24 protein-coding genes are annotated in these 23,675 nt (G+C 59.9%); 12 read left to right on the forward strand and 12 right to left on the reverse strand.

The features are described 5' to 3' along the window. Positions 1-25: 25 nt before the first annotated feature. On the reverse strand, positions 26-2,092 hold the full coding sequence (locus ASD70_RS18175; RefSeq protein WP_056847088.1) for an AsmA family protein: 2,067 nt from the start codon (positions 2,090-2,092) through the stop codon (positions 26-28). Positions 2,093-2,449: 357 nt separating this feature from the next. Between ASD70_RS18175 and ASD70_RS18180 the strand changes: the two genes are divergently transcribed. Both ASD70_RS18180 and ASD70_RS18185 read left to right on the forward strand, forming a co-directional pair. Then, on the forward strand, positions 2,450-2,770 hold the full coding sequence (locus tag ASD70_RS18180) for a hypothetical protein (RefSeq protein ID WP_046070675.1): 321 nt from the start codon (positions 2,450-2,452) through the stop codon (positions 2,768-2,770). 151 nt (positions 2,771-2,921) lie between these two features. Beyond that, complete coding sequence (locus ASD70_RS18185) at positions 2,922-3,554, forward strand: TetR family transcriptional regulator (RefSeq protein WP_046070674.1); 633 nt, start codon at positions 2,922-2,924, stop codon at positions 3,552-3,554. A 5-nt stretch (positions 3,555-3,559) separates the two neighbouring features. Here the strand turns inward: ASD70_RS18185 and ASD70_RS18190 are convergent, their stop codons facing one another. Next, on the reverse strand, positions 3,560-4,066 hold the full coding sequence (locus ASD70_RS18190) for a C40 family peptidase (RefSeq protein ID WP_046072638.1): 507 nt from the start codon (positions 4,064-4,066) through the stop codon (positions 3,560-3,562). A gap of 340 nt (positions 4,067-4,406) precedes the next feature. Between ASD70_RS18190 and ureE the strand changes: the two genes are divergently transcribed. The 5 genes from ureE (at position 4,407) to ASD70_RS18215 (ending at position 8,036) form a co-directional block, all read left to right on the forward strand. After that, complete coding sequence (gene ureE / locus ASD70_RS18195; RefSeq protein ID WP_046070673.1) at positions 4,407-4,907, forward strand: urease accessory protein UreE; 501 nt, start codon at positions 4,407-4,409, stop codon at positions 4,905-4,907. Then, positions 4,904-5,578 (forward strand): urease accessory protein UreF, encoded by a 675-nt coding sequence (locus ASD70_RS18200; RefSeq protein WP_046070672.1) that lies wholly within the window; start codon positions 4,904-4,906, stop codon positions 5,576-5,578. Before ureE ends, ASD70_RS18200 begins: the two co-directional genes overlap by 4 nt. 19 nt (positions 5,579-5,597) lie before the next feature. Then, on the forward strand, positions 5,598-6,212 hold the full coding sequence (gene ureG, locus ASD70_RS18205) for an urease accessory protein UreG (protein WP_012721947.1): 615 nt from the start codon (positions 5,598-5,600) through the stop codon (positions 6,210-6,212). 22 nt (positions 6,213-6,234) lie between these two features. Continuing rightward, positions 6,235-6,807, forward strand: a complete 573-nt coding sequence (locus tag ASD70_RS18210; RefSeq protein WP_056847089.1) for a HupE/UreJ family protein — start codon at positions 6,235-6,237, stop codon at positions 6,805-6,807. Between the two features lie 119 nt (positions 6,808-6,926). Then, complete coding sequence (locus ASD70_RS18215) at positions 6,927-8,036, forward strand: AGE family epimerase/isomerase (protein ID WP_056847090.1); 1,110 nt, start codon at positions 6,927-6,929, stop codon at positions 8,034-8,036. Between the two features lie 119 nt (positions 8,037-8,155). Here ASD70_RS18215 and ASD70_RS18220 read toward each other — a convergent pair whose 3' ends face one another. The 9 genes from ASD70_RS18220 to amaB form a co-directional block, all read right to left on the reverse strand. Then, on the reverse strand, positions 8,156-9,061 hold the full coding sequence (locus tag ASD70_RS18220) for a cation diffusion facilitator family transporter (RefSeq protein WP_046070669.1): 906 nt from the start codon (positions 9,059-9,061) through the stop codon (positions 8,156-8,158). A gap of 219 nt (positions 9,062-9,280) precedes the next feature. Then, positions 9,281-10,045 (reverse strand): SDR family oxidoreductase, encoded by a 765-nt coding sequence (locus ASD70_RS18225; RefSeq protein ID WP_046070668.1) that lies wholly within the window; start codon positions 10,043-10,045, stop codon positions 9,281-9,283. Between the two features lie 779 nt (positions 10,046-10,824). After that, entirely contained in the window at positions 10,825-11,541 is a 717-nt protein-coding gene (locus tag ASD70_RS18230) for an ABC transporter ATP-binding protein (protein ID WP_046070667.1), read from the reverse strand. Next, on the reverse strand, positions 11,538-12,413 hold the full coding sequence (locus ASD70_RS18235) for an ABC transporter ATP-binding protein (protein ID WP_046070666.1): 876 nt from the start codon (positions 12,411-12,413) through the stop codon (positions 11,538-11,540). The genes ASD70_RS18230 and ASD70_RS18235 overlap by 4 nt, the downstream gene beginning before the upstream one ends. Beyond that, positions 12,410-13,687, reverse strand: coding sequence for a high-affinity branched-chain amino acid ABC transporter permease LivM (gene livM, locus ASD70_RS18240; RefSeq protein WP_046070665.1), 1,278 nt, complete (start codon positions 13,685-13,687; stop codon positions 12,410-12,412). The genes ASD70_RS18235 and livM overlap by 4 nt, the downstream gene beginning before the upstream one ends. A gap of 2 nt (positions 13,688-13,689) precedes the next feature. Beyond that, a complete protein-coding gene (locus ASD70_RS18245; protein WP_003188099.1) occupies positions 13,690-14,604 on the reverse strand; it encodes an ABC transporter permease subunit in 915 nt (304 codons plus the stop codon). 201 nt (positions 14,605-14,805) lie between these two features. After that, a complete protein-coding gene (locus ASD70_RS18250) occupies positions 14,806-15,942 on the reverse strand; it encodes a branched-chain amino acid ABC transporter substrate-binding protein (protein ID WP_046070664.1) in 1,137 nt (378 codons plus the stop codon). Between the two features lie 374 nt (positions 15,943-16,316). Beyond that, on the reverse strand, positions 16,317-17,600 hold the full coding sequence (amaA, locus tag ASD70_RS18255) for an L-pipecolate oxidase (protein ID WP_056847091.1): 1,284 nt from the start codon (positions 17,598-17,600) through the stop codon (positions 16,317-16,319). 176 nt (positions 17,601-17,776) lie between these two features. Further along, positions 17,777-19,267, reverse strand: a complete 1,491-nt coding sequence (gene amaB, locus ASD70_RS18260) for an L-piperidine-6-carboxylate dehydrogenase (protein WP_056847092.1) — start codon at positions 19,265-19,267, stop codon at positions 17,777-17,779. Between the two features lie 153 nt (positions 19,268-19,420). Here amaB and ASD70_RS18265 point away from each other — a divergent pair, with 153 nt between their 5' ends. The 3 genes from ASD70_RS18265 to nadE all read left to right on the forward strand — a co-directional run bounded on the left by ASD70_RS18265 (position 19,421) and on the right by nadE (position 22,564). Then, entirely contained in the window at positions 19,421-20,311 is an 891-nt protein-coding gene (locus ASD70_RS18265) for a LysR family transcriptional regulator (RefSeq protein WP_056847093.1), read from the forward strand. Positions 20,312-20,518: 207 nt separating this feature from the next. After that, on the forward strand, positions 20,519-21,733 hold the full coding sequence (gene pncB / locus ASD70_RS18270) for a nicotinate phosphoribosyltransferase (protein WP_003188094.1): 1,215 nt from the start codon (positions 20,519-20,521) through the stop codon (positions 21,731-21,733). Positions 21,734-21,736: 3 nt separating this feature from the next. Continuing rightward, positions 21,737-22,564, forward strand: a complete 828-nt coding sequence (nadE, locus tag ASD70_RS18275; RefSeq protein ID WP_056847094.1) for an ammonia-dependent NAD(+) synthetase — start codon at positions 21,737-21,739, stop codon at positions 22,562-22,564. A 122-nt stretch (positions 22,565-22,686) separates the two neighbouring features. On the opposite strand, the gene azu is transcribed toward nadE, so the two are convergent. Further along, a complete protein-coding gene (gene azu, locus ASD70_RS18280) occupies positions 22,687-23,133 on the reverse strand; it encodes an azurin (protein ID WP_056847095.1) in 447 nt (148 codons plus the stop codon). Between the two features lie 112 nt (positions 23,134-23,245). On the opposite strand from azu, the gene ASD70_RS29740 reads away from it, so the two are divergent. Together ASD70_RS29740 and ASD70_RS18290 are read left to right on the forward strand one after the other, a co-directional pair. After that, on the forward strand, positions 23,246-23,377 hold the full coding sequence (locus ASD70_RS29740) for a hypothetical protein (RefSeq protein ID WP_269084996.1): 132 nt from the start codon (positions 23,246-23,248) through the stop codon (positions 23,375-23,377). A gap of 88 nt (positions 23,378-23,465) precedes the next feature. Continuing rightward, a complete protein-coding gene (locus ASD70_RS18290) occupies positions 23,466-23,648 on the forward strand; it encodes a hypothetical protein (RefSeq protein ID WP_034117461.1) in 183 nt (60 codons plus the stop codon). Positions 23,649-23,675: the final 27 nt, after the last annotated feature.

The raw sequence follows: 23,675 nt of genomic DNA on the forward strand, positions 1-23,675 counted from the left end.
CACATTTGGTTTCAGGTGTAGTCAGTTATTTCACGGTTTTCGGCGCTTTGCCCTCTTTCATCTGTTGCAGCAGTGGTGCGCACTGATTCGGCTCATCGCCGCTCGGTGCCACCAGCGCCAGCAACCCGGCAGCCGGGCCGGCAATAACGCCCAGGGCCACCATGCCGGCGCCGCGCAGGGCCAGGGGAATGGCTTTCACGCCAGCATTGGGCTTGATAAACGGCCCATTGACGTACAGCGGCGAGCGCAGCGAAAACAAGCGAAAGCCCTTGGACTCCGGCGTGATGGTCAGGTCCAACTGCTCCGTGGCCATGTTCGCGGTGCCATCAATGTAGATGATGGCGTTCTCGGTATCGAACACAAACAACCGCGTGGTCGCCAACCCCGTCTTGATGCCGAAGTCCGCCGCCGCGCAGTTGATCTTCACTTCCTTGTCGCCGAACAGGCGGCCCACCACGTAGTTGCCCACATTGAGCCCGGCGATTTCCATCAGGCCTCGGCTGATGGCGCCGTCGTTGATCAGCATCTTCAGGTCACCGTTTGAGGTGCCCAGCAGCGCGGCCACGGAATTACCACGTCCGGATATATCGGCGTCGCCGTTGAGTTCACCGAAGCTGGTTTTCATCGGTTCGAAGGTCGGGAACAACTGCTTGAGCTTGAAGTTACGCGCCGTCAACTTGGCGCGGCCTTCCATCGGCGTGGTGCGGCCGTTCAAGCGAATCTGCGCATCGAGCTTGCCACCGGCCACGCCGAAGCGCAGCGGTTCGAGGCTCAGTTGGCCGTCGTTGAGCACCAGGTGCGTATAGAGGTCGGTGAAGGGCAGGTCGGCGCTGTGCACGATGCGCTTGCCGGTGAACTCCACATCGGCATCCATGGCACTCCAGCGCTCGGTGCGGAACTCTTCCACCGGCAACACCTTGGTCGCCGGTTGCTTGCTCTCCCCGCCTCGAGCCTTTTGCTTGGCATTGGAATCAGCGCCGATCAAGGGCGCCAGGTCATCCATGAGTAACTGGTTGGACACCAGCGCGCCGCTGAGCTTGGGCCGCGGCTGGCTGGCGACATAGGCCAGGTCGCCGTGGATATCGCTGTTGCCGATCTTGCCATTGAATTTTTCGTAGCGGAATGAGGCGCCGCTGGCTTCATGCAGCTTGGCGATCAGGTGGCCATCGGTGGAGTAGGCCGGCGAGTCCGGCAGCGTGACGCCGGTCAGCGGGTACAGGTTGCCCAGGCTGCTGCCCGAGAGTTTCAGGCGCAGGTCCAGGGCGCCGAGGTTCAGCGGGTCGGTCAGGGTGCCGGCCAGGGCGATGCTGGTGTCGGCGACTTTCACCTGGGCTTGCAGAGGGAACGGTTTGGCCGCGTCCTGCAAAGCCAGAAGGCCGCCGATCTTGCCGGTACCGGCGAGCTGCTGGCCGTGGTATTGGCCTTTGACCTTGAGGCCGAACGCGTAGTCCTGGGGTGCCGAGCCTTTTTCCAAGGCCTTCTTCGCATCGGCATCGCCGACGATCTCGCCGAAAGGGATCGGTTTGCCCAACGGGTCGATGATCACATCGAGCTGGGTCTTGAGGGTTTGATCGTCGAGGGTCACATGGCCCTTGTCGAAGCCGATGGCACCGATATCCACTACCCAGCTGGAGGGTTCGGCGTCGGGGTCCTTCGGATCGAACTTGAAGGTCCAGTTGGCGCGGCCGTCGGCCAGGCGCTGCAACTGGGCACTCGGTTCGGTGAGGTCGATGCGCGGGATCACCACGCGCTGCACCAGCAAGGCAAGGGGCGAAATACGCAGCTCGACCTTCTTGAGCGTGACCATCTGCGGTTGTTTCGACCAGTCGGGGTTGCCCAGGGTCAAGTCTTCGGCAATCACATGGGGCCACGGCACCCAGGCGCGCCAGCCGCCTTCATCGGGCTCACGCTGCCACACCACCGCGAGGTTGCCGTTGATAGCGAACGGGCGATGCAGTTCTTCGGAGACCTTGGCATTGAGTGGCGGTTTGATGCGATTCCAGTCGAAGAACACCAGGATCAGCACCACGATGGCAATTAACAGAACGAAGCTGGCGCAGCTCCAAGCGACGATTTTACGAGTGCGCGTCATTGCACAGGACTCCTGAATACGACTGGCAGAGCTACCCCTCTAGAGCAGCCTATAAGACTACGACTGGCAAACCGCCCGGGGGTTTAACCCGACGCGTAATTTAGTCGCAAAAAGCCACTTTCCTGATCGAACAGACAGATTTCGATCATCACTGGCGCACCATTGTTACCCATGTTCGTGTCGAAAATACCCACCTCGGTGCAAAACCGCGTGCTTGAGAGGCTCGATCTAGAGCCTCCGCAGGGAACAATCAATTCTGTTGATTATTACCATTGTGTTTATGAACTTTTATATCGACTTATCAAGAGTAGCATTAGCCCTGTACCCACTTTAACGCCCTTCCGAGGAGCAACCACCATGAAACGCCAATTACTCGCTACCGTCCTGTTATCTGTCCTGGCTTCCAGCGCTTTTGCCCTGCCAGCTGCCGAACAGGCCACCCCACAAAATAAAGCCCAATCCGTGCAAACCAGCCAGACCGTGGCCCGCAGCGGTTCGCAAGAAGACGAAAACCGCGACTATGCCAAAGGTGCCGTGGCTGAAAATGGCTATAACCGTCTGCAAGAAAAAGGCTTGGTAGAAGGCGGTGCTGAACAAGCCAACAAACGCGCCTACACCGAAGGTGTTGCTGAAGGCGGTGCCGACCGTCTGCAAGAACTGCATCAAGCACAGAGCTAAGCCCGTGGTGGCCCAGAAAAAAGCCCGATCCGCCGATCGGGCTTTTGCTTTTATATAGACCGCGTCACGCCTCGCCCCCGCCAAGTTCGACGCCGGCAAAGCGCTTTTGCTAGAGTGCGTCGCTGTACTCGCCGACAAAGCCCATTCGCTCATGCTGCCCCGTGCCGAACAGAAGCAACAGACCCGCCTCGCCTTAATGGACGCAGCCCGCCATCTGATGGAGTGTGGCCGTGGGTTTGGCAGCCTGAGCCTGCGCGAAGTGGCCAAGACCGCCGGTATCGTGCCTACCGGTTTCTATCGCCATTTTGCCGACATGGACCAGTTGGGGCTGGTGTTGGTCAGTGAAGTCGGCCAGACCTTCCGCGCCACGATTCGCCTGGTGCGCCATAACGAGTTCGTGATGGGTGGCATTATCGATGCCTCCGTACGGATCTTTCTCGATGTGGTCTCGGCCAACCGCTCACAATTCCTGTTCCTGGCCCGTGAACAGTACGGCGGTTGCCTGGCGGTACGCCAAGCCATCGCGGCCCTGCGCGAAGACATCACCCGCGACCTGGCGGCCGACCTGACGCTGATGCCGAAGTTGCAGCACCTGGACCCAGAGGGTTTGCATGTAATGGCCGACCTGATCGTCAAAAGTGTGTTCGCCACCCTGCCCGACATCATCGACCCACCGGCCCATGCCCTGCCGCCCCACCTCACGCCCCAGGCGAAAATAACCCAGCAACTTCGCTTTATCTTTATCGGCCTCAAGCATTGGCAGGGGCTGGGCAGCACCGAATAAGCCGGTCAGCCCGCCGTGTGGAAGCGCTTGGCAGTGGTGTAGTTTTTATTCCAATAGCTGTTGCTCAGTGAATCGATACGGATCTTTTTGCCGGTGCGCGGCGAATGGATGAATTTGCCTTCACCAATATACAGGCCGACATGGCTGACCTGGCCACGCCCGTTGCCTTTGAAAAATACTGCATCCCCAGGCTTCAAGGCATTGCGCTTGATAGTCGCCGCCGAGGACCGGTGCATGGCCGCGGTAGTGCGGGGTATCAGCACATTGGCTTCAGTCTTGAACAGATACACCAGGAAGCTGCTGCAATCGAAGCCTTGTTCCGCCGACGTGCCGCCCCATTTATAAGGCGTGCCCAACAACTCATGGGCGCGATCGATCACGCCGTCGATGGACGCAGGCTTGATGGCCTGCAGGGAAGTACCGAGAGTAGCGCGTGGTTGAAGACTGGCCGAGGCCGATGAAATGACAAAGGTCAGACTGGCAAGGCATACGAATAAAATTGATCTAAACATGATGAACGTCGCGGTGGAATTAAACACGGCGCACAGCCTAAATAAGCCGCGAGTAATGTCATGAACTCCAAATCCTGATAACGCGTAGGACAAATCCGAAAAAACACCAACAAGAAAATGATGAAAGAAACTTCATCAAAGTCCGCACCGACTTAAACGTAAAACGCCCCTCACCGGTGCTATAAATCCCGTCACGCACCAAATCGATACACTTGGAGAACTCCCTGACGCCCTATTGGGCAGCATGCCCATGCCTACCTACAGGGAATTCCTACTCAATCTGCGGATTGGCAAGCCCCTTGCTCTAGCTCATCCATCGCTCATAGCTGGAAGCCTCCTGATGCTGGTGATACACCGCCGAATCGCCCCGCAAGCCCTCTGGGCCGCCGAGTTGCTGCTGAACTTCGAAGCCCGCAGCAAAAGCCGCCTGCGCTGTTTCAGTGCCGAGGGTGAAGACGTCGGCCTGTTTCTGGAGCGTGGTCAGCCGCCGCTGCACGATGGCGAATTCCTACAAGCCGAAGACGGACGTGTCGTACGCGTTCGCGCCAGACCTGAACAGCTGCTGCACGTCACTTGCCGCAACGCGTTTGAACTGACCCGTGCGGCCTACCACCTGGGTAACCGCCATGTGGCCCTGCAAGTCGGCGACGGCTGGCTGCGTCTGCTCGATGACTACGTGCTCAAGGCCATGCTTGAACAGCTGGGTGCCGACGCGCAGACCATCGAAGCGCCGTTCCAGCCGGAACATGGTGCGTACGGCGGTGGCCATCATCATTCGCGGCATGGCGACGAAGACTTCAACTACGCGCCCAAGCTGCACCAGTTCGGCGTGCGCGCATGAACCCAGCCTGGGCGCTGTTGCGCCTGGCCAGTCCGCAATTGCCGATTGGCGGCTACAGCTATTCCCAAGGCCTGGAAATGGCCGTGGACAATGGCCGCGTACAGGACGCCGCGAGTGCCCGGCGCTGGATCAGCGACCAATTGCTGCTCAACCTGGCACGTTTCGAAGCGCCACTGCTGCTCGCTCACTGCCGCGCGGCTGTCGATCAGGAATGGGCGAGGCTGGCGCAGCTGTGTGAAGAACACCGTGCCAGCCGCGAGACCCGCGAGCTTTATCAGGAGAGCCGGCAAATGGGCTATTCCTTGCAACAACTGCTCAACGGCTTGCCGGAACTGGACAGCGCCGCCCGTGAGTTCCTTGCACAACGCGACGAACCGCACCTGGCCCTCGGCTGGGCCCTCGCCGCCCGCGCCTGGAATATCAGCCCCGAGGACGCCCTCGCCGCCTGGCTGTGGAGCTGGCTGGAAAACCAACTGGCGGTGTTGATGAAAACCCTGCCCCTCGGCCAGCAAGCCGCACAACGCCTGACCAGCGAACTGTTGCCGCTGCTGCAACAAGCCCAGCAAAACGCCGAGCGCATCGACCCCAAGCATTTGGGCAGCGCCGCCTTTGGCCTGTCCCTGGCGTGCATGGCCCACGAGCGCCAATACAGCCGCCTGTTCCGTTCCTAGTTTTTTTGGAGAATCAGATATGAACACCCAACCCCTGCGCGTCGGCATCGGCGGCCCGGTGGGCTCCGGCAAGACCGCCCTGACCCTGGCCCTGTGCCTGGCCCTGCGTGATCGCTACAACCTGGCGGTGGTCACCAACGACATCTACACCCGCGAAGACGCCGACTTCCTGGTGCGCAACCAGGCCCTGGCGCCCGAGCGCATCATCGGCGTGGAAACCGGTGGTTGCCCGCACACGGCGATTCGCGAAGACGCCTCGATCAACCTGGAGGCCGTCGACCAGCTCAACCGCCGCTTCCCGGGCCTGGACCTGATCCTGGTGGAGTCCGGCGGTGACAACCTGTCGGCCACTTTCAGCCCGGAACTGTCGGACCTGACCATCTATGTGATCGATGTGTCCGCTGGCGACAAGCTGCCACGCAAGGGCGGGCCCGGAATTTGCAAATCCGACTTGCTGGTGATCAACAAGATCGACCTGGCCCCGCTGGTGGGCGCCTCGCTGGAATTGATGAACAGCGACACCCAGCGCATGCGCAACGGTAAGCCCTTTGTGTTCAGCAACCAGAAAACCGGGGTCGGCCTGGAAGAAATCGTCGCCTTTATCGAACGCCAGGGCCTGCTGACCGCCGCCTGATCAACCTATAAGGAACCTGTCCATGAGCCTCAACAAACTCTTCGCCGCGGCCACGCTGCTGCTCGTCCCTGCCCTGGCCTTCGCCCATCCTGGCCACGGCGACAATGGCCTGGTGGCCGGCATCAGCCACCCGTTGGGTGGCCTCGATCACTTGCTGGCCATGGTAGCGGTCGGTCTATGGGCGGCGCAGCAAAAAGGCAACGCACGCTGGGCGCTGCCTTGTGCTTTCGTTGGCACCATGTTGATTGGCGGCGTGCTGGGTTTTGAAGGGCTGCAATTGCCGGCGCTGGAGAGCGGGATTGCGGCGTCGGTGCTGGCGTTGGGCCTGGCTGTAGCGTTGGCAGTGCGGCCGCCGCTTTTTGTGGCCGTGGGTGCCACGGCGTTGTTTGCGTTGTTCCATGGTGTAGCCCATGGTTTGGAATTGCCGGACATGACCAGCCCTTGGGCGTATGCCGCTGGGTTTGTGGGGGCGACTGCGGTGTTGCATGCCGCAGGTTATGCGGTGGTGCGCTTTCTGCCGGTTGCGGCGGCGCCCTTGGTGCGAGTGGCCGGGGCGGCTTCGGCGGCAACTGGGGTTTGGTTGTTGGCGGGGTGATTTGCGGCGCGGCTGAAGGCGCCATCGGGGGCAAGCCCCCGATAGCGCTGGTGCAGACACCACAGTTGCCAAGCCTGCTACCATGCGCGCCTACACCCCTGCCGTGACGACGCCAGCCAATGCCCATCGCTTCCCCCCCTTCCCTGAACACCGTGCTCACGCACTTCCACGACCTGATCGTGCCCCTCTGGCAAGGCCCAGGCTGGAATGCCGACCTGGCACTGCCCTTCGAGGCGCTGGACGCCGATCACCAGCCGCTGCCCCCGCAACGCTACCGCGCCATGGCCTGTGCCCGGCAGTTGTACCTGTTCGCCAACCTGATCGGTGAGCCCGGCGCGGCCTTTGCCGAAGAGCGTGCAGCGGCGCTGTTCCGCTCCCTGCAACGGCACTTCCACGATGCCGAGCACGGTGGCTGGTTCTACAGCATCGACCCCGCCGGCCAACCGCAGGACAAACGCAAAGACCTCTACACCCATGCCTTCATCATCTTTGCCTGCGCCCATTACTGGGCCAAGGTGCGTGAACCGCTGGTGGAATCGGTGCTCAATGCCGCCTTGGAAGTCGTCGCCCAGCGCTTTGCCACGGGCGATGGCCTGTATGAGGCAGTGCTGGAGCGTAACTGGGCCTCGCTGGGTTCAGGGCCATTGCAGAACCCGTTAATGCACCTGGCCGAAGGCTTCCTTGCGACTCTCGCAGTGCGTGAGGATGCCGACGTCCAGGCGGCCCTGCTGGCGTTGGCGACGGCCATGCAGCAACGCTTCATCGACCGCGAGCATGGCGTGATGATGGAAAAACCGTTGGGGGCTGTGGATAACTGGTTTGAGCCAGGGCACCAGTTCGAATGGTTCTTTTTGCTGGAATCGTCAGAGGTGCTGCGCGGCACACCGCTGCATGCGTCACTGACACGGGCGTTTGCCTATGCCGAAGAAATGGGTGTGGATAAATCGAGCGGTGCGGTCAGTGGCATGCTTGCGCTGGATGGCACGGTGCGCGACGGCACCCAACGTATCTGGGCTCAGGCCGAGTACTTGCGTGCGCTGACGTTACGACCAGGCAGTGAGGCGGTGCTGCAGCGCCAATTGCTGGCGCTGCAAGAGCATTTTCTGCATGCCAAGGGCTGGCATGAATGCCTGGATGCCCAGGGCTCCGTGAGCCGACGGGATATGCCGTCGACTACGCCGTATCACTTGGCGACCTGCTACCAGGGTTTGATCAAGCAGCTTGGGTGACCTTCAGGGCCTCATCGGGGGCAAGCCCCCTCCCACCTTTGTCCGCGTTTTCATGTGGGAACTCGGTCTAATGTGGGAGGGGGCTTGCTCCCGATGGCCTCAACTCGGTCTGACTGACCTCACGCAATCCACTTGCGGTCGCCCGTAAAACTGATCGTCAGCCAACGCGCCGCATCCGGCGTGCCCAGCCCTGTGGATATCTCTTCGCGCAGCCCATCCAACGTCGCAACCTTATCCACCGGGTAATCCGCCGGCAATACCACATGAATCTCGATAAACCGCGCCCGCCCGTGCTTCTGCACGTAGGACACGTAATCGTCGAAACCGTGCTTGGCCTGCGCCGCGTCCATTACTTCGCGCACTTTGTCGTCCAGATGGTCCGGGGCGATTCCCAATACCTCGCGCAACGCCGGGCGCAGGATCTTGAATGCTGGCGCCAGCATACTCAGGGCCAGCAGGATCAGGATCAACGGGTCGACATACACCGCCCACTCGCCATAACCCTGGGACTTGAGCAACAGCGCGGCAAGGAAGCTGATCAGCAAGCCCACCGAGAGCATCGCGTCTACCAGCCAACTGATGTTGTCGAACTGGATCAGCGATGATTTGAGCCTGCGGTTGCGGTAGCGCACATAGAAGAAGTAGGCGAACTCCACGACGGTAAACACCGCCGCATAAACGATCACCAACCCCAACTCGATCTCGCGCCCGCCATTGATAATGCCGAACACACCATTGAGGAACGCGTAGATGGCGATCAACAGCAGGAAACTGCCTTCGATCAACAGCACCATCGGCTCCAGGTGCCAATAGCCGAACTGGAAACGCTCGTTGCTTTTCTTGGCGATCAGCTTGGCCGTGATCAGCATCAGCACCTTGATGGCGGTGGCGATCAGCGAGAAAAAGCCGTCGAACAGAATGGATTGGGCGCCGGATATCACACCCGTGACAATCCCGGCGATCGCTACAGCGAACATCAGGATCGTCGATTGTTTGAGCAGTGCCTGCTCACCTCGGTTACTCACATTTCCTCCTGTCAAAACCTTTAAACCGCACAGTGCGGAGGGCTTTCAGGAGCGGAGTGTACCTTATGTCCTGTTTTGGCCGATTTGACGCCATCGGGGGCAAGCCCCCTCCCACATTGGATCGGGTTCATAGATCTTGATTTGTTAACCCATTCAAGTGTGGGAGGGGCGGTGCGACGATTCGACTTGCCCCCGATGGCAGCGACGCGGTCTAAAGCCTTACTTAGTCCCACGCTCAATCGCAAACCCAGCCCAGGTCTGGCTCACCGGCATCAGCTCCAAGCGGTTGATATTCACGTGCGCCGGCGTATTCATCACCCAGAAAATCGTATCGGCAATATCCTGCGGCTGAATCGGCTCGGCACCTGCATAGGTGGCGTCATAACGCGCTTGGTCACCGCCAAACCGTACCAGGGAGAACTCGCTCTCACACAGCCCCGGCTCGATGTTGGTTACGCGTACACCGGTGCCTTGCAGGTCGCAACGCAGGTTCAGCGAGAACTGTTTCACGAACGCCTTGGAGCCGCCATATACGTGGCTGCCCGGGTAAGGATAGTTGCCGGCGATAGAACCCAGGTTGATGATCCCGGCGCCGCGACCATGGGCGATCAGGCGCGGCAGCAACAGATTGGTAGTGGTCAGCAGGCCTTTGATATTGGTGTCGACCATGGTTTCCCAATCGTCGAGGTTGCACTTGGGCGCAGGGTCGGTACCCACGGCCAGGCCGGCGTTGTTGATCAGCCCGCGCAGCTTGGCGAACGACGGTGGCAGGTTGGCAATGGCGTCTTCCATGCCCTTGCGGTCACGCACATCTACCACCAGGCCATGCACTTCGGTCTGCTTGGAAAGCTCTTCAACCAACGCACTCAAGCGCTCGGCACGGCGACCGGTGAGCACCAGTTTCCAGCCGGCTTCGGCAAAACGACGAGCACAGGCTTCGCCGAAACCTGAAGTGGCGCCAGTGATAAATAGCGTGTCGGACATGGTGTTCTCCTTGCGGGCATCGGGGAAAAAAGCAGCCAGCAGAATGCCCTTACGCCGCCCTTGCGGCAACCGCTATGCACACACCTTCATGCATGACTGATCATTTTTTAACCATATCGAGTAGAGCCTTATAAACCGTGGCTTGCAGCCATATGCGCGCAGGTTATCCACAACTGCGCCCACAGTCTTTGGGGGCAAGTGCAAACTGCTTGAAGCCGCTGTATACAAGGCTTTCAGGCAGGTCTGGAAAGTTTTTTGCTTGACCTGGATGCAAGCGTATGTAGCCGCTGACATATGCGGCAAAGCATAACGATGGCTCCAGGCCAGTCATTCCGGCCCCTTCGGGGGTCTTTCCAGAGTTTAGTCACAGACTTATCCACAGGCTGGACGGTCACATTCCGGTCATATACCTGTGTCTTTAAACAGGTTGACAAAACCCTCGGACGGCCGCAAAAAACCGACTGATCAAAAAACAACCACGAGGCTGTAAGCCACGTTTTTAAAGGCTTTCAGCCAGCTACTCCCACGTTACCCACAGCCGGTTCCACAGTGGATGGGGACAAGTCAAAACTGTGACAAAACAGGGATTTGCGGCGGCTATATGTCGCGCTTTGGAGGGTCGCTGGATTTGTTTTCCACAATTTGGAGAAAGGCCTTATGGACCCCACAATCAAATGTGGGAGGGGGCTTGCTCCGATAGCGATTTGTCAGTCAGCACTTCTTAAACTGACACACCGCTATCGGGAGCAAGCCCCCTCCCACAGGGTACTGAGTAACAGTTAGTGACCGCCTAGGTAAGCGTTGCGAACTTCCTCATTCACCAGCAGCTCTTTACCGGTGCCCGTGAGGCGAATCTCACCATTGACCATCACATACGCCCGATCCGACAAGCGCAGCGCATGGTTGGCGTTCTGCTCCACCAGGAAGATGGTCATCCCGGTGGAGGCCAGTTCACGCAGGGTTGAGAAGATCTGCTTCACTACAATCGGCGCCAATCCCAGGCTCGGCTCATCCAGCAGCAACAGCTTGGGCCTACTCATCAATGCACGGGCGATGGCGAGCATTTGCTGTTCGCCGCCAGACATGGTCATGGCCCGCTGGTTGCGCCGCTCCTTGAGGCGTGGGAACAGCTCGAACATGCGTTGCATGTCCTCGCCGGCAAACTTGTCGCCAATGGGGATGGTGCCCATCAGCAGGTTTTCCTCGACGGTCATGTCGGGGAACACCCGCCGCCCTTCCGGCGACTGCGCAATGCCGTTGGAAGCGATGTAGTGGGACGACTTGTGGGTAATATCGACGCCGTTGTAGAGGATCTGCCCCGACTCGGCCCGTGGCTGGCCAAAGATCGACATCAGCAGCGTGGATTTACCCGCGCCGTTGGAGCCGATCAGGCTGACGGTTTCGCCTTCGTTGATGTACAGCGAGACTTTTTTCAGGGCCTGGATCGGGCCGTAATACACGTCCAGATCCTTCATTTCGAGGATAGGCGCACTCATACCAGCTCCTCTTCGTCCGCGCCCAGGTAGGCGGCAATCACTTTCGGGTCGTTGCGGATCGCCTCCGGGCCGCCTTCGGCGATAACGTTGCCGTGGTCCAGTACCACGATGTGGTCGGAAATACTCATCACCATGCCCATGTCGTGTTCGATCAGCACCACCGTGAGGTCGTGTTCGTCGCGCAGCAGGCGAATCATCGCGCTGAGGGCTTCGGTTTCCTGGGGATTGAGACCCGCAGCGGGTTCGTCCAGGCAGATGATCTGCGGCCGCGTGCACATGGCGCGAGCAATTTCCAGGCGGCGCTGCTGGCCGTAGGAGAGCTCGCCGGCCAGGCGGTTGGCACAGTCCACCAGGTCGACCACTTCCAGCCAATAGAAGGCATGGTCGAGGGCATCGCTTTCGGCCTTGCGGTAGCCCTTGGTGTTGAGGATGCCGGCCAGCATATTGCGGTTGACCCACATGTGTTGGGCCACCAGCAGATTTTCCAGCACCGACATTTCCTTGAACAGGCGAATGTTCTGGAAGGTCCGTGCCAGGCCGGCGCGGTTTACCAGGTGGGTGCCGCCGAACATCTTGTAGTACACGCGGCTGAGGAAGCTTTTCGGCGACACGAAGTCCACCGCCTTGAAGCGCTCGCCGAGCAACTGGATCACGTTGGTCTGCTGGCCTCGCACATTGAGTTCGATCTTGCCGCCGCTGGCTTTGTAGAAGCCGGTGAGGCAGTTGAACACCGTGGTCTTGCCGGCGCCGTTGGGGCCGATCAGAGCGAAGATCGAGTTGCGTTCGACCTTGAGGCTCACATCGCTCAAGGCCTTGATGCCACCGAAGTGCATCATCAGGTGTTCCACGGACAGCACAACTTCCTTACTCATGGTGCTACCCCCTTACGTGGCGTCACACCGGTACGGCTGATTCGAATCAAGCCACGGGGTCGCCAGATCATCATCACCACCATCAGCACGCCAAACAGCAGGACGCGGTACTCGGAGAAGCTGCGCAGCAGTTCAGGCGCAACAGTCAGTACGAACGCCGCGATCACCACGCCCACCGTCGAGCCCATGCCGCCTAGCACCACAATGGCGAGGATCAATGCCGACTCGAAGAAGGTAAACGACGACGGGTTGACGAAGCCCTGGTAGCTGGCAAAAAACACCCCGGCCAACCCGGCGGTGGATGCGCCGATGGTGAACGCCGAGAGCTTGACCAGCACATGGTTCAGGCCCATGGAGCGGCAGGCGATTTCATCTTCGCGCAAGGCTTCCCAGGCGCGGCCCACCGGCATGCGGGTCAGGCGATGCTTGATGTACAGCACCGCCAGCACCACCAGGAACAGCACAATGTAGATGAACATGAACTTGATGTTGGGGTTGTAATCGATGCCAAAGAACTCGTGGAACGGGACGCCGCCATCCTTCGCTCGCTTGCCGAACTCCAGGCCCAGGAAGGTTGGAGAAGGTACTGGCATACCATTGGGGCCGCCGGTGAACGACAGCCAGTTGTTGAGCACCAGGCGAATGATTTCACCAAAACCCAGGGTCACGATGGCCAGGTAGTCACCGTGCATTCGTAGCACCGGGAAGCCGAGTATGCACCCCGCCAATGCCGCCGCAATGGCCGCCAATGGCAGCACCGTCCAGAAGCCCAGGCCGAGGTATTGATAACCCAGCGCCAAGCCATAGGCACCGATGGCGTAGAACGCCACGTAGCCCAGGTCGAGCAAGCCGGCCAGGCCCACCACGATGTTCAGCCCCAGGCCGAGCAACACGTAGATCAGCCCGAGGATAACCACGGTGAGCAGGTATTTGTTGGCGAAGATCGGGAACACGATGGCGATCACGATCAACGCGGGGATGATCCAGCGCAACCGCGACTTGTAGTCCGGTGGCAGCACGTGCACACCCGAGCCGCTGCTTTCGAAGCCCTGCAGAATCTTCACACCCTTGGGGGTTTGCAGGAACAGGCTCAAGGCAAAACGTCCGGCCATCACAATGGCGACCAATGTGGCAACGCGCATCGGCTCCAGGTTGAAGCTGTAGCCGTCGAGCACCACGCCGACGATGGGGCCGAACACGATCAGCGAAATCAGCCCGGCGAGGACCGTATCGACCACACTTTTCTTGATATCAATGGATTTGGCAGCAGACATGTTTACACCTTCGCCACAAGTGGGCGACCAAGCAGGCCCTGGGGACGGAAAATCAGAATCACCACCAGCAGGGAGAAACTGAACACGTCTTTGTAGTCAGAGTTGATCAACCCCGAGAACAGCGACTCAGAGATACCGAGGATGATCCCGCCGAGCATCGCCCCAGGCAGGGAGCCGATGCCGCCGAGTACCGCTGCGGTAAATGCCTTGATGCCGATGATGAAGCCGGCATAGAAGTCGAAGGTGCCGTAGTTGAGGGTGATGAGCACGCCGGCCAGGGCGGCCATGGCCGCGCCGATGACGAACACGTAGGAGATCACCCGGTCGGTGTTGATGCCCAGGATCGAGGCCATCTTGCGGTCTTGCTGGGTGGCGCGGCACATGCGGCCCAGCTTGGTGTATTTGATGATGTAGGTGAGCAATGCCATGCCGGCGAACGCCGCCACGAGAATGAACACTTTGGTGTAGGTCAGTTGCACGAAGCCAGTGCCGATATCGACGCGCCAGGCGCCGGCCAGCAGGGTCGGGATGCCTTGTTGCTTGGCGCCCTGGGCGATCTGGGCGTAGTTCTGCAAGATCAGTGAGATACCGATGGCGCTGATCAGCGGGGCCAGTCGAGTGGAGTTACGCAGCGGCTTATAGGCGACACGCTCAATCACCCAACCATAAACGCCGGTGACGACCACGGTGAAGATCAAGGTGCCGAGAATGAGCAGCGGGAAGGATTCGATGCCGAAGTAAGCCAGCAGTGCCAGACTGATCGCCGCGAGGTAAGCGGAAATCATATAAACCTCGCCGTGGGCGAAGTTGATCATGCCAATGATGCCATAGACCATTGTGTAGCCGATGGCGATCAGGCCATAGACCGACCCGAGGGTCAGGCCGTTGACCAGTTGCTGCAGGAAAATACCATCCATAACGCAATCTCACGCGGTGAGCACCTGCACACCAGTGGGTGTGCGGCGCTTCTGGAGGAAAAAACAGATCTCAATAACAACGCCACTCTCCTGTGGGAGGGGGCTTGCTCCCGATTGCGGTGGGTCAGTCATGCATGTATTGGCTGACACTGCGCTATCGGGAGCAAGCCCCCTCCCACATTGGCACTGTGGTGCTCAGGCTTACTTCTGCTTTTCCAACTGATGGTATTTGCCGTCCTTGTCCCACTGGTAAACCACGTAGTCAGAGACTTTCAGGTCGCCCTTGGCATCCCAGGCTTTTTCGCCCATGACGGTTTTAACCGGGTTGGCCTTGAGCCACTTGGCAGCGTCTTCGCCCTTGTTGGACTTGGCACCGTTGAAGCCGGCAGCCAGGGCCTGGATCGAGGCGTAGGCGTACAGCGTGTAGCCTTCGGGCTCGGTGCCGTTTTTGCGGAATTCTTCCACCACGGTCTTGCTGTCCGGCAGCAGGCGCGGATCGGCGCCGAAGGTCATGTACACGCCATCGACGTACTGCGCACCACCGGCAGTCGCCACCAGTTCATCGGTCACCACGCCGTCATCGGACATGAACTTGACGTCTTTCAAACCGGCTTCACGGATCTGGCGCACCAACGGACCGGCTTCCGGATGCAAGCCGCCGAAGTACACCACGTCGGCGCCCAGGGAACGGATCTTGGTGACCAGGGCGCTGAAGTCTTTCTCGCCACGGGTCAGGCCCTCTTCCAGCACCGGCTTGACGCCACGCTTGGTCAACTGCGCAGCGGTAGCGTCGGCCAGGCCCTTGCCGTAGGTGTCCTTGTCGTTGATCACCGCGACTTTCTTGCCCTTGAGCACGTCGACGATGTAGTCGCCGGCGACGATGCCTTGCTGGTCATCACGCCCGCACATGCGGAACATCGCACTCAAGCCGCGCTCGGTGACTTGAGGGTTGGTGGAGCCCGGGGTGATGGCGATGATGCCGGCTTCGTCGTAGACCTCAGATGCCGGAATAGTGTTCGAGGAGCAGAAGTGCCCGACCACGCCGATGACTTTGTCCTGGTCCGCGAGGCGGTTGGCAACGGCCACGGCTTGCTTGGGTTCACAGGCGTCATCGCCGGCAATCAGCTTGATCTGCTCGCCGTTGATGCCGCCGGCCTTGTTGATAACGTCGGCTGCCGCCTGGGCACCCTTCATGTACTGCTCACCGAAAGCGGCGTTGGCGCCCGTCATCGGGCCCGCCACACCAATCTTCACATCGGCTTGAACAAACGTAGAAACACCCAGCGCCGCTGCAACGGCGAGGGCCAGAAAACCTTTCTTGTAAAACGTCTGGGACATGAGTGGTGCTCCGATATTTTTGATTTTTGGCACGACAACTTGCATTCAAACCTTTCACCGAAAGCTCAGAGCAAGCCGCGTGCCATTACGTTTTTATTCTTCAAAAAGACACGGTGTCATTGTTATTACAGGCGTTTCGACGCCTTTTGCCAGGACGTGCAACCGTCTAGCACCGATAGGTGCAACCAACGAGCCAAAAAAGTACAACCCTGCCAGGTCGCAGCTGCAACCAGAGGGATAAACGACAGTTCCTACTGCTGTAACAACGTGCGTAACGGAACTGCACATTTACAGTGCGTGATTGCTACGCCTTGCACCAATACAGATGGGTAGCCTGCTAAGAAAATGCAGGCTTTTGAGCGGTATTTCGCTGATCAGATCACGATCCTCAGGCATTGCCCGGCGTGATACAGCGAGAATCCAGCTTCATACAAGCAGCTGCGCAGGCTTGCCCCGGTCAAGGGTTGCATGGGCGCAAACGGGATCGGCAGGGCCTGGGGATCCTGGTGACACAGATAGTCGGCAAACGCCTTGCCCACCACGCTGCCGGTGGTCACGCCACGGCCGTTATAGCCGGTGACCGCCACCAGCCCTGGCGCCGGCTCGAACAGGCGCATCAGATGGTCTGGCGTGAAGGCGATGCAACCGGTCCAGGTGCATTCCCACTGCACCGATTTGAGGTAGGGGAAGTAGTGCTGCTGCACCCGATCAGCCCACGCCTTGAGGAACCAGGCTGGTTTCTGGTTGCCGTTGCCCAGGCTGCCAAGCAACAGGCGGCCATCGGCATCACGACGGATGCTACTCAGTACCTGGCGCGTGTCCCATGAGCCCTGGCCGCCGGGGAGGATCTGCTGGGCGGCATCGTCGGTCAACGGCGTCGACGCCACTTGGTAGTAATAGCCGGGGAAGAAATTGCGCCGCAACTCGGTCCATTCGCCCTCGGTGTAGGCGTTGGAGGCGATCACCACCTGTGCGGCCTGCACCGCGCCCTCGGCGGTCTGCACTGACCAATCGGCACCTTGGCGCTCCAGCTGGGTGACCGGTGAATGGTCGAACAGCTGCCCGCCCAGCACCACGGCGGCATTCGCCAAGCCCGTCGTGTAAGCCATGGGGTTCAAGGTGCCGGCGCGCCGATCCAGCAACGCGGCAGCGATTTTCTTGGTCCCGGTGGCTTGCTCGCATGCTTGCCCGGTCAGTAACTCAACCGGAGCACCACGGCGTTTCCACTGCTCTTCACGGCTGCGCAAATCCGCCTCGCCACGGGCATTGTGGGCCATGTGCAAAGTGCCCTCGCGGCGCAATTGGCAATCGATGCGGTACTTGTCGACCAGGCCGAACACCAGGGACGGCGCCGCGCCCAACATGCGATTGAGCTGGCTGCCCACCGCCGTTCCGAAACCGGCTTCGATCTCGTCCGGTGGGATCCACATGCCGGCATTCACCAGCCCGACGTTGCGCCCCGAGCCACCATGGCCGGTGCGATGTGCTTCAAGCACGGCAACGCTTTTGCCCTGCTCCAGCAAGTGAATAGCGGCCGACAAGCCGGTGATGCCGGCGCCGATCACGCATACATCCACCTTGACCGCGCCCTTGAGCGCGGCGCGATCCGGTCGGCTGGGGGTGAGTTGTTCCCATAAGCATGTTTCGCGTAAAGACATTGCCAGACTCCGTAGAGGACCTAACAAACAGCTAGTTTTTTAAGTTATGAGCCCAATCAAATGTGGGAGGGGGCTTGCTCCCGATGGCGGCGTGTCAGTCAGCAGATGTACAACTGATCCACCGCAATCGGGAGCAAGCCCCCTCCCACATTTTGACCTCACTTCGACTTGAGGACTTAGTCGAATGTGATGCCCTGCGCCAACGGCAGCTCCAGCGAGTAGTTCACGGTATTGGTCTGCCGGCGCATATACCCGCGCCATGCATCCGACCCCGACTCGCGGCCGCCGCCGGTCTCTTTCTCACCGCCAAACGCGCCACCAATCTCCGCGCCGCTCGGGCCGATGTTGACGTTGGCAATGCCGCAATCGCTGCCCACGGCCGACATGAATTGCTCGGCTTCGCGCACATCGGTGGTGAAGATGCATGACGACAAGCCCTGGGGCACGGCGTTGTTCAAGCGCAAGGCTTCGGCGAAATCGGTGTAGCCGACCACGTAGAGAATCGGCGCGAACGTCTCGGTACACACCACGTCGCTCTGCTCGGGCATTTCCACGATGGCCGGTGACACGTAATAGGCGTTGGGGAATTGGTCTTGCAGCTGGCGCTTGCCGCCGAACACCTTGCCGCCTTCGCTCAAGGCTTGCTCAAGGGCATCCTGCATGTTGTCGAAGCCCTGCTTGTCGATCAGCGGGCCGATCAGGTTGCCTTCCAGCGGGTGGCCGATGCGCACCTTGGCGTAGGCGGCCTTGAGGCGAGTGACAATTTCGTCCTTGACCGACTCATGGGCAATCAGACGGCGCAGGGTGGTGCAGCGCTGGCCGGCAGTGCCGACGGCGCTGAACAGGATGGCGCGCACGGCCATGTCCAGGTCGGCGCTCGGGCCGAGGATCATGGCGTTGTTGCCGCCCAACTCGAGGATGCTGCGGGCGAAGCGGGCGGCGACTTTCGGCGCCACTTCACGGCCCATGCGCGTGCTGCCAGTGGCACTGATCAGGGCGACGCGCGGGTCATCCACCAGCGCGGCGCCGGCGTCGCGACCGCCAATGATCACCTGGCTGAGGTACTCGGGGGCACCGTCGAATGTCTTCAACACGCGCTCGAACAGTGCCTGGCAGGCCAGTGCAGTGAGCGGGGTCTTTTCCGAGGGTTTCCAGATCACCGCGTTACCGCACACCAGGGCCAGGGTGGTATTCCACGCCCACACGGCCACCGGAAAATTGAAGGCGCTGATCACACCGACCACGCCCAGCGGGTGCCAGGTTTCACGCATATGGTGGCCGGGGCGCTCGGAGGCGATGGTCAAGCCATACAGCTGGCGCGACAGGCCGACGGCGAAGTCGCAGATGTCAATCATCTCCTGTACTTCGCCCAAGCCTTCCTGGGTAATCTTGCCGGCTTCCCATGACACCAGTTCGCCGAGGTCGGCCTTGTATTGGCGCAGCACGTCGCCGAACTGGCGTACCAGCTCGCCGCGTCGCGGCGCCGGCACCTTGCGCCAGGCCTCGAATGCATGCTCGGCGCGACTGACCTGTTGCTCCACCTCGGCGGCGCCTTCCCAGTGCACACTGCCGATCTGGCTACCATCGATCGGCGAATGCACGGGCTGCTTGCCCGATTGGTACAGCGCCGGGTTTACCCCGAGACGATCAAGCAATGCGGCAACCATGGGTCACTCCTTCAATCTCAAACAGAAAATTCGCGCCGCCACCGACACGGCGATCCAGCGCTTATTTGTAGCTGGCCCAAGACTTGCCAACAAACGACGATTAGGCGAGATATCATTCCGTTTATTCATGCAAAGAATAAAAAGAGGCATGCCGTGCTGAACAAAAGACATTTGCCCTCGATCACCGCCCTGCAGTGTTTCGAAGCCGCCACCCGCCACCTGAGCTTTACCCGTGCAGCCGAGGAGCTGAACCTTACGCAAAGCGCGGTGAGCAAACAGGTGGCACAGTTGGAAGAGCTGCTGCAACACCTGCTGTTTCGCCGAGTGCGTCGCCGCTTGCAGATGACCCCGGCGGGTGATCTGTACTTGGTGGAAGTGCGCAAGATCCTCACCCAGGTGGAGATGTCTACCCATTACCTGCGCTCCTACGGCGGCGAGACCGAAGTGCTGCGGGTATCCACGCCCTACACCTTCGGCGCGCGCTGGCTGGTGCCGCGCCTCAAGGGTTGGCGCCTGCGCCACCCGCAGATTCACCTGGACCTGTGCAACGAGCAGGAACCTGACGAGTTGCTGCAAGGCAAGGCCGACATGGCCTTCTACTTCGGCCAGGGTTCGCGCCCCGGCACCGAGAGTTTGAAGCTGTTCAGCGAAGAGCTGGTACCTGTCTGTGCGCCCGACAGCCTGCCCGCACTGCCCTTCACCGACCCCACGCAATTGAGCAACCTGGTGCTGCTGCAAAACGCCTCGCGGCCCCAGGGCTGGCATGACTGGTTTGCCAGCCAGGGCATGCATACCGAGCACAGCTACCACGGGCCGCGTTTCGACACCTTCTATATGTGCATCCGCGCCGCGCAGGTGGGTTGTGGCGTGGCGTTGCTACCGCGCTTTCTGGTGGAGGAGGAACTGGTCGAGGGCAAGCTGGTGATTCCCTGGCAGCATGCAATGCCGAGCCAGGATGCGTATTACCTGGCTTATCCTGAGCATTCGGCGGAGGTGCCGAAGGTCAGGGAGTTTGTGAAATGGATGCTTGAGCAGGTTATTTAGTGCCTGGAATACCGCCATCGGGGGCAAGCCCCCTCCCACATTTGAAACGCATTTCAACCTGTGGGAGGGGGCTTGCTCTCGATGGCGCCGGTGGCCCTGGCAAAAAAATCACTGGCAAACCGACCCACGTCTATGCGCCACTAGCCCCCTTCTTTAATTGTGCGTAAAGGTCGGCGCCCATCGCCGACCCGTCTGGAGATTCCCGTTATGAGCGAGAGTGTGTTTGCCGATCGCATCGTGCAGAACTTGCTCGACACCGACTTCTACAAGCTGACCATGATGCAGGCGGTGCTGCACAACTACCCCAACGTGGAAGTTGAATGGGAGTTCCGCTGCCGTAACAGCGAAGACCTGCGCCCATACCTGGCGGAGATCCGCTACCAGATCGAGCGCCTCGCCGAGCTGAGCCTGAGCCCCGACCAGTTGGGTTTCCTTGAACGTATCAGCTTCATGAAGCCGGACTTCCTGCGTTTTCTCGGGCTGTTCCGCTTCAACCTGCGCTACGTACAGACCGGTATCGAGAACGGCGAGTTGTTTATCCGCCTGCGCGGGCCGTGGCTGCATGTGATCCTGTTTGAAGTGCCGATGCTGGCCATCGTCAGCGAAGTGCGTAACCGCTACCGCTACCAGACCGTGATCCTTGAACAGGCGCGCGAGCAGCTGTACCGCAAGTTCGATTGGCTGACGGCGAATGCCAGCAGCGACGAGCTCTCGGAACTGCAAGTGGCCGACTTCGGTACGCGCCGACGCTTCTCTTACCGCGTGCAGGAGGAAGTGGTCAGCGTGCTCAAGCACGATTTCCCCGGGCGCTTTGTCGGCACCAGCAACGTACACCTGGCCCGCGAGTTCGATATGAAGCCCCTGGGCACCATGGCCCACGAATGGATCATGGCCCACCAGCAACTCGGCCCGCGCCTGATCGACAGCCAGATCGCCGCCCTCGATTGCTGGGTGCGTGAATACCGTGGCCTGCTGGGTATTGCCCTGACCGACTGCATTACCACAGACGCCTTCCTCGGCGACTTTGATTTGTACTTTGCCAAGCTGTTCGACGGGTTGCGCCACGACTCCGGCGACCCCATCCAGTGGGCGGAAAAAGCCATCGCCCACTACCACAAGCTTGGCATCGAACCGATGAGCAAGACTCTGGTGTTCTCCGACAGCCTGACGCTGCCCAAGGCCCTGGAGATTTTCCGTGCGCTGCGTGGCCGCATTAATGTCAGCTTTGGCATCGGCACCAACCTGACCTGCGATATTCCAGGGGTGGAACCGATGAGCATCGTGCTTAAAATGACCGCCTGCAATGGCCAGCCCGTCGCCAAGATCTCCGATGAAGCGGGCAAGACCCATTGCACCGACCCGAATTTTGTCGCCTATTTGCGTCACGTTTTCAAAGTACCTGCCCTTTCCAGCAAGGAGTGAATCATGCAAGCCGTACAGCGTGAGATTGCGCAGCAGCTCAAGGTCCAAGCGCCGTTCAACGACCAGGCCAGCCTTGAAGCCGAGATCGCCCGACGCGTAGCCTTTATCCAGGACTGCCTGCGCAATTCCGGGCTCAAAACCCTGGTGCTGGGCATCAGCGGCGGCGTCGACTCCCTGACCGCCGGCCTGCTGGCCCAACGGGCGGTGCAGGAACTGCGCGCCAGCAGCGGCGACGAGGCTTATCGTTTTATCGCCGTGCGCCTGCCCTACGACACCCAGTTCGACGAACACGACGCCCAGGCCGCGGTGGAATTCATCGAGCCGGACGAACGCCACACCGTGAATATCGGCCCGGCAGTGAAAGCCCTGGCCAATGAAGTCGCGGCGTTTGAAGGCAAGGCAGCGGTGTCCCGCGACTTCGTACTGGGCAACACCAAGGCGCGCATGCGCATGGTGGCGCAGTACACCATCGCCGGCGCAGCCGGCGGCTTAGTGATCGGCACTGATCACGCGGCGGAAGCGGTGATGGGCTTTTTCACCAAGTTCGGTGACGGCGCCTGCGATCTGGCCCCGTTGAGCGGGCTGGTGAAGAACCAGGTGCGTGCGATTGCCCGGCACTTTGGCGCGCCGGAATCGTTGGTGGAGAAAGTCCCGACCGCCGACCTGGAAGACCTGTCGCCGGGTAAGCCGGACGAAGCGTCACACGGGGTGACCTATGCCGAAATCGATGCGTTCCTGCACGGTGAGCCCGTGCGTGAAGAGGCGTTCAGGATTATCTGCGAGACGTACCGCAAGACGGAGCACAAGCGGGTGATGCCGTTTGCGCCTTGAAACAGGTAGGAGCGAGCTTGCTCGCGAAGATCGTCAACGATAACGCGCCCATTCTGAATGGACGTGGTGTCATTACGTTTTTCGCGAGCAAGCTCGCTCCTACAGGAAGAGTGAACGCTTGATTACTTGACGGTCACAGTGCCTTTCATCATCGAAATGTGGCCAGGGAACGAGCAGAAGAAGTTGTACTTCTCATCGGCCTTGAGCTTGGAGACGTCGAAGGTCACCGAGTCTTTCTCGCCAGCGCCAATGATCTTGGTGTGGGCGATGATGCGGTCATCACCGGCCTTCAGATAATCCTTATCGATACCCGCAGCCATTCCGTCAGTAGCCACAGGCTGCATGTTGGCTTCAGTGGTCAGCACCCAGTTATGCCCCATGACGTTCTTCGGCAGGTTGCCGGAGTGTGTCAACTCAACGGTGAACTGCTTGCAGCTCTTGTCGATGGTGATTTCTTTGGTGTTGAAGGACATCTGGTCGGTAGAGTCGACGGTGACCTTGCACTCTGCGGCAAGCAACTGGCCGCTCGCCAGAGTCAGCAGGGAAACAGCAACGAGTTTGGCAAACATGTGAATCTCCAAGGCAGGGTTAGAAAACGCGTATTGCGACAAGGGTGCCTCAAGCAGGCTTAAGTTCTTATGATCTGCATCAACAGATTGTATACAACTTTAGGCTATCAGCTTGATCAACACAATCAACCAGCCAAAGTACCGCAGGCTGCCTAAGATCGCTCCATTGCCCACTGGAGTCCGCGCCATGCACCTCAATCACCTGTTCAACGGCCTGCTGGCCGCCTACGCCTGCGGTAAGTGAAGGCGAAAGGCACCTTGAAGCTGCTACCATGACGACCCAAGGCAGCTGCGCGCCGCCCACCCTCACCTTCGACCCTAGAGGATCGCCCATGGCCAAACCTAATTACTCCTTCGCCAAACGTCAGAGAGACTTGGCCAAGGAACAGAAGAAAGAGGAAAAACTGCAACGCAAGAAAGCCGCTGCAGACGAAGAAGCAGGCGCACTGAACCCGGATGCGGAAGGTGAAGTGGCGACTGACGAGACCGAAACCCCGAAAGACCCGGCGGAATAAGCATTACTGTAGGAGCGAGCTTGCTCG

The organism is Pseudomonas sp. Root569 (genome assembly GCF_001427465.1).
In the GTDB taxonomy this organism is placed as follows: domain Bacteria; phylum Pseudomonadota; class Gammaproteobacteria; order Pseudomonadales; family Pseudomonadaceae; genus Aquipseudomonas; species Aquipseudomonas synxantha.

Excerpts from the sequence above, each read along its gene's own strand:
- ASD70_RS18250 (WP_046070664.1), bottom strand. The coding sequence starts at position 15,942 with ATGTCCCAGACGTTTTACAAGAAAGGTTTTCTGGCCCTCGCCGTTGCA.
- nadE (WP_056847094.1), top strand. The coding sequence starts at position 21,737 with ATGCAAGCCGTACAGCGTGAGATTGCGCAGCAGCTCAAGGTCCAAGCG.
- amaB (WP_056847092.1), bottom strand. The coding sequence starts at position 19,267 with ATGGTTGCCGCATTGCTTGATCGTCTCGGGGTAAACCCGGCGCTGTAC.
- ASD70_RS18210 (WP_056847089.1), top strand. The coding sequence starts at position 6,235 with ATGAGCCTCAACAAACTCTTCGCCGCGGCCACGCTGCTGCTCGTCCCT.
- azu (WP_056847095.1), bottom strand. The coding sequence starts at position 23,133 with ATGTTTGCCAAACTCGTTGCTGTTTCCCTGCTGACTCTGGCGAGCGGC.
- ASD70_RS18225 (WP_046070668.1), bottom strand. The coding sequence starts at position 10,045 with ATGTCCGACACGCTATTTATCACTGGCGCCACTTCAGGTTTCGGCGAA.
- ASD70_RS18215 (WP_056847090.1), top strand. The coding sequence starts at position 6,927 with ATGCCCATCGCTTCCCCCCCTTCCCTGAACACCGTGCTCACGCACTTC.
- ASD70_RS18235 (WP_046070666.1), bottom strand. The coding sequence starts at position 12,413 with ATGAGTAAGGAAGTTGTGCTGTCCGTGGAACACCTGATGATGCACTTC.
- ASD70_RS18230 (WP_046070667.1), bottom strand. The coding sequence starts at position 11,541 with ATGAGTGCGCCTATCCTCGAAATGAAGGATCTGGACGTGTATTACGGC.
- ASD70_RS18175 (WP_056847088.1), bottom strand. The coding sequence starts at position 2,092 with ATGACGCGCACTCGTAAAATCGTCGCTTGGAGCTGCGCCAGCTTCGTT.
- ASD70_RS18200 (WP_046070672.1), top strand. The coding sequence starts at position 4,904 with ATGAACCCAGCCTGGGCGCTGTTGCGCCTGGCCAGTCCGCAATTGCCG.
- ASD70_RS18245 (WP_003188099.1), bottom strand. The coding sequence starts at position 14,604 with ATGGATGGTATTTTCCTGCAGCAACTGGTCAACGGCCTGACCCTCGGG.
- ASD70_RS18180 (WP_046070675.1), top strand. The coding sequence starts at position 2,450 with ATGAAACGCCAATTACTCGCTACCGTCCTGTTATCTGTCCTGGCTTCC.
- ureE (WP_046070673.1), top strand. The coding sequence starts at position 4,407 with ATGCTGGTGATACACCGCCGAATCGCCCCGCAAGCCCTCTGGGCCGCC.
- ASD70_RS18190 (WP_046072638.1), bottom strand. The coding sequence starts at position 4,066 with ATGTTTAGATCAATTTTATTCGTATGCCTTGCCAGTCTGACCTTTGTC.
- livM (WP_046070665.1), bottom strand. The coding sequence starts at position 13,687 with ATGTCTGCTGCCAAATCCATTGATATCAAGAAAAGTGTGGTCGATACG.
- ASD70_RS18185 (WP_046070674.1), top strand. The coding sequence starts at position 2,922 with ATGCTGCCCCGTGCCGAACAGAAGCAACAGACCCGCCTCGCCTTAATG.
- pncB (WP_003188094.1), top strand. The coding sequence starts at position 20,519 with ATGAGCGAGAGTGTGTTTGCCGATCGCATCGTGCAGAACTTGCTCGAC.
- amaA (WP_056847091.1), bottom strand. The coding sequence starts at position 17,600 with ATGTCTTTACGCGAAACATGCTTATGGGAACAACTCACCCCCAGCCGA.
- ureG (WP_012721947.1), top strand. The coding sequence starts at position 5,598 with ATGAACACCCAACCCCTGCGCGTCGGCATCGGCGGCCCGGTGGGCTCC.
- ASD70_RS18290 (WP_034117461.1), top strand. The coding sequence starts at position 23,466 with ATGGCCAAACCTAATTACTCCTTCGCCAAACGTCAGAGAGACTTGGCC.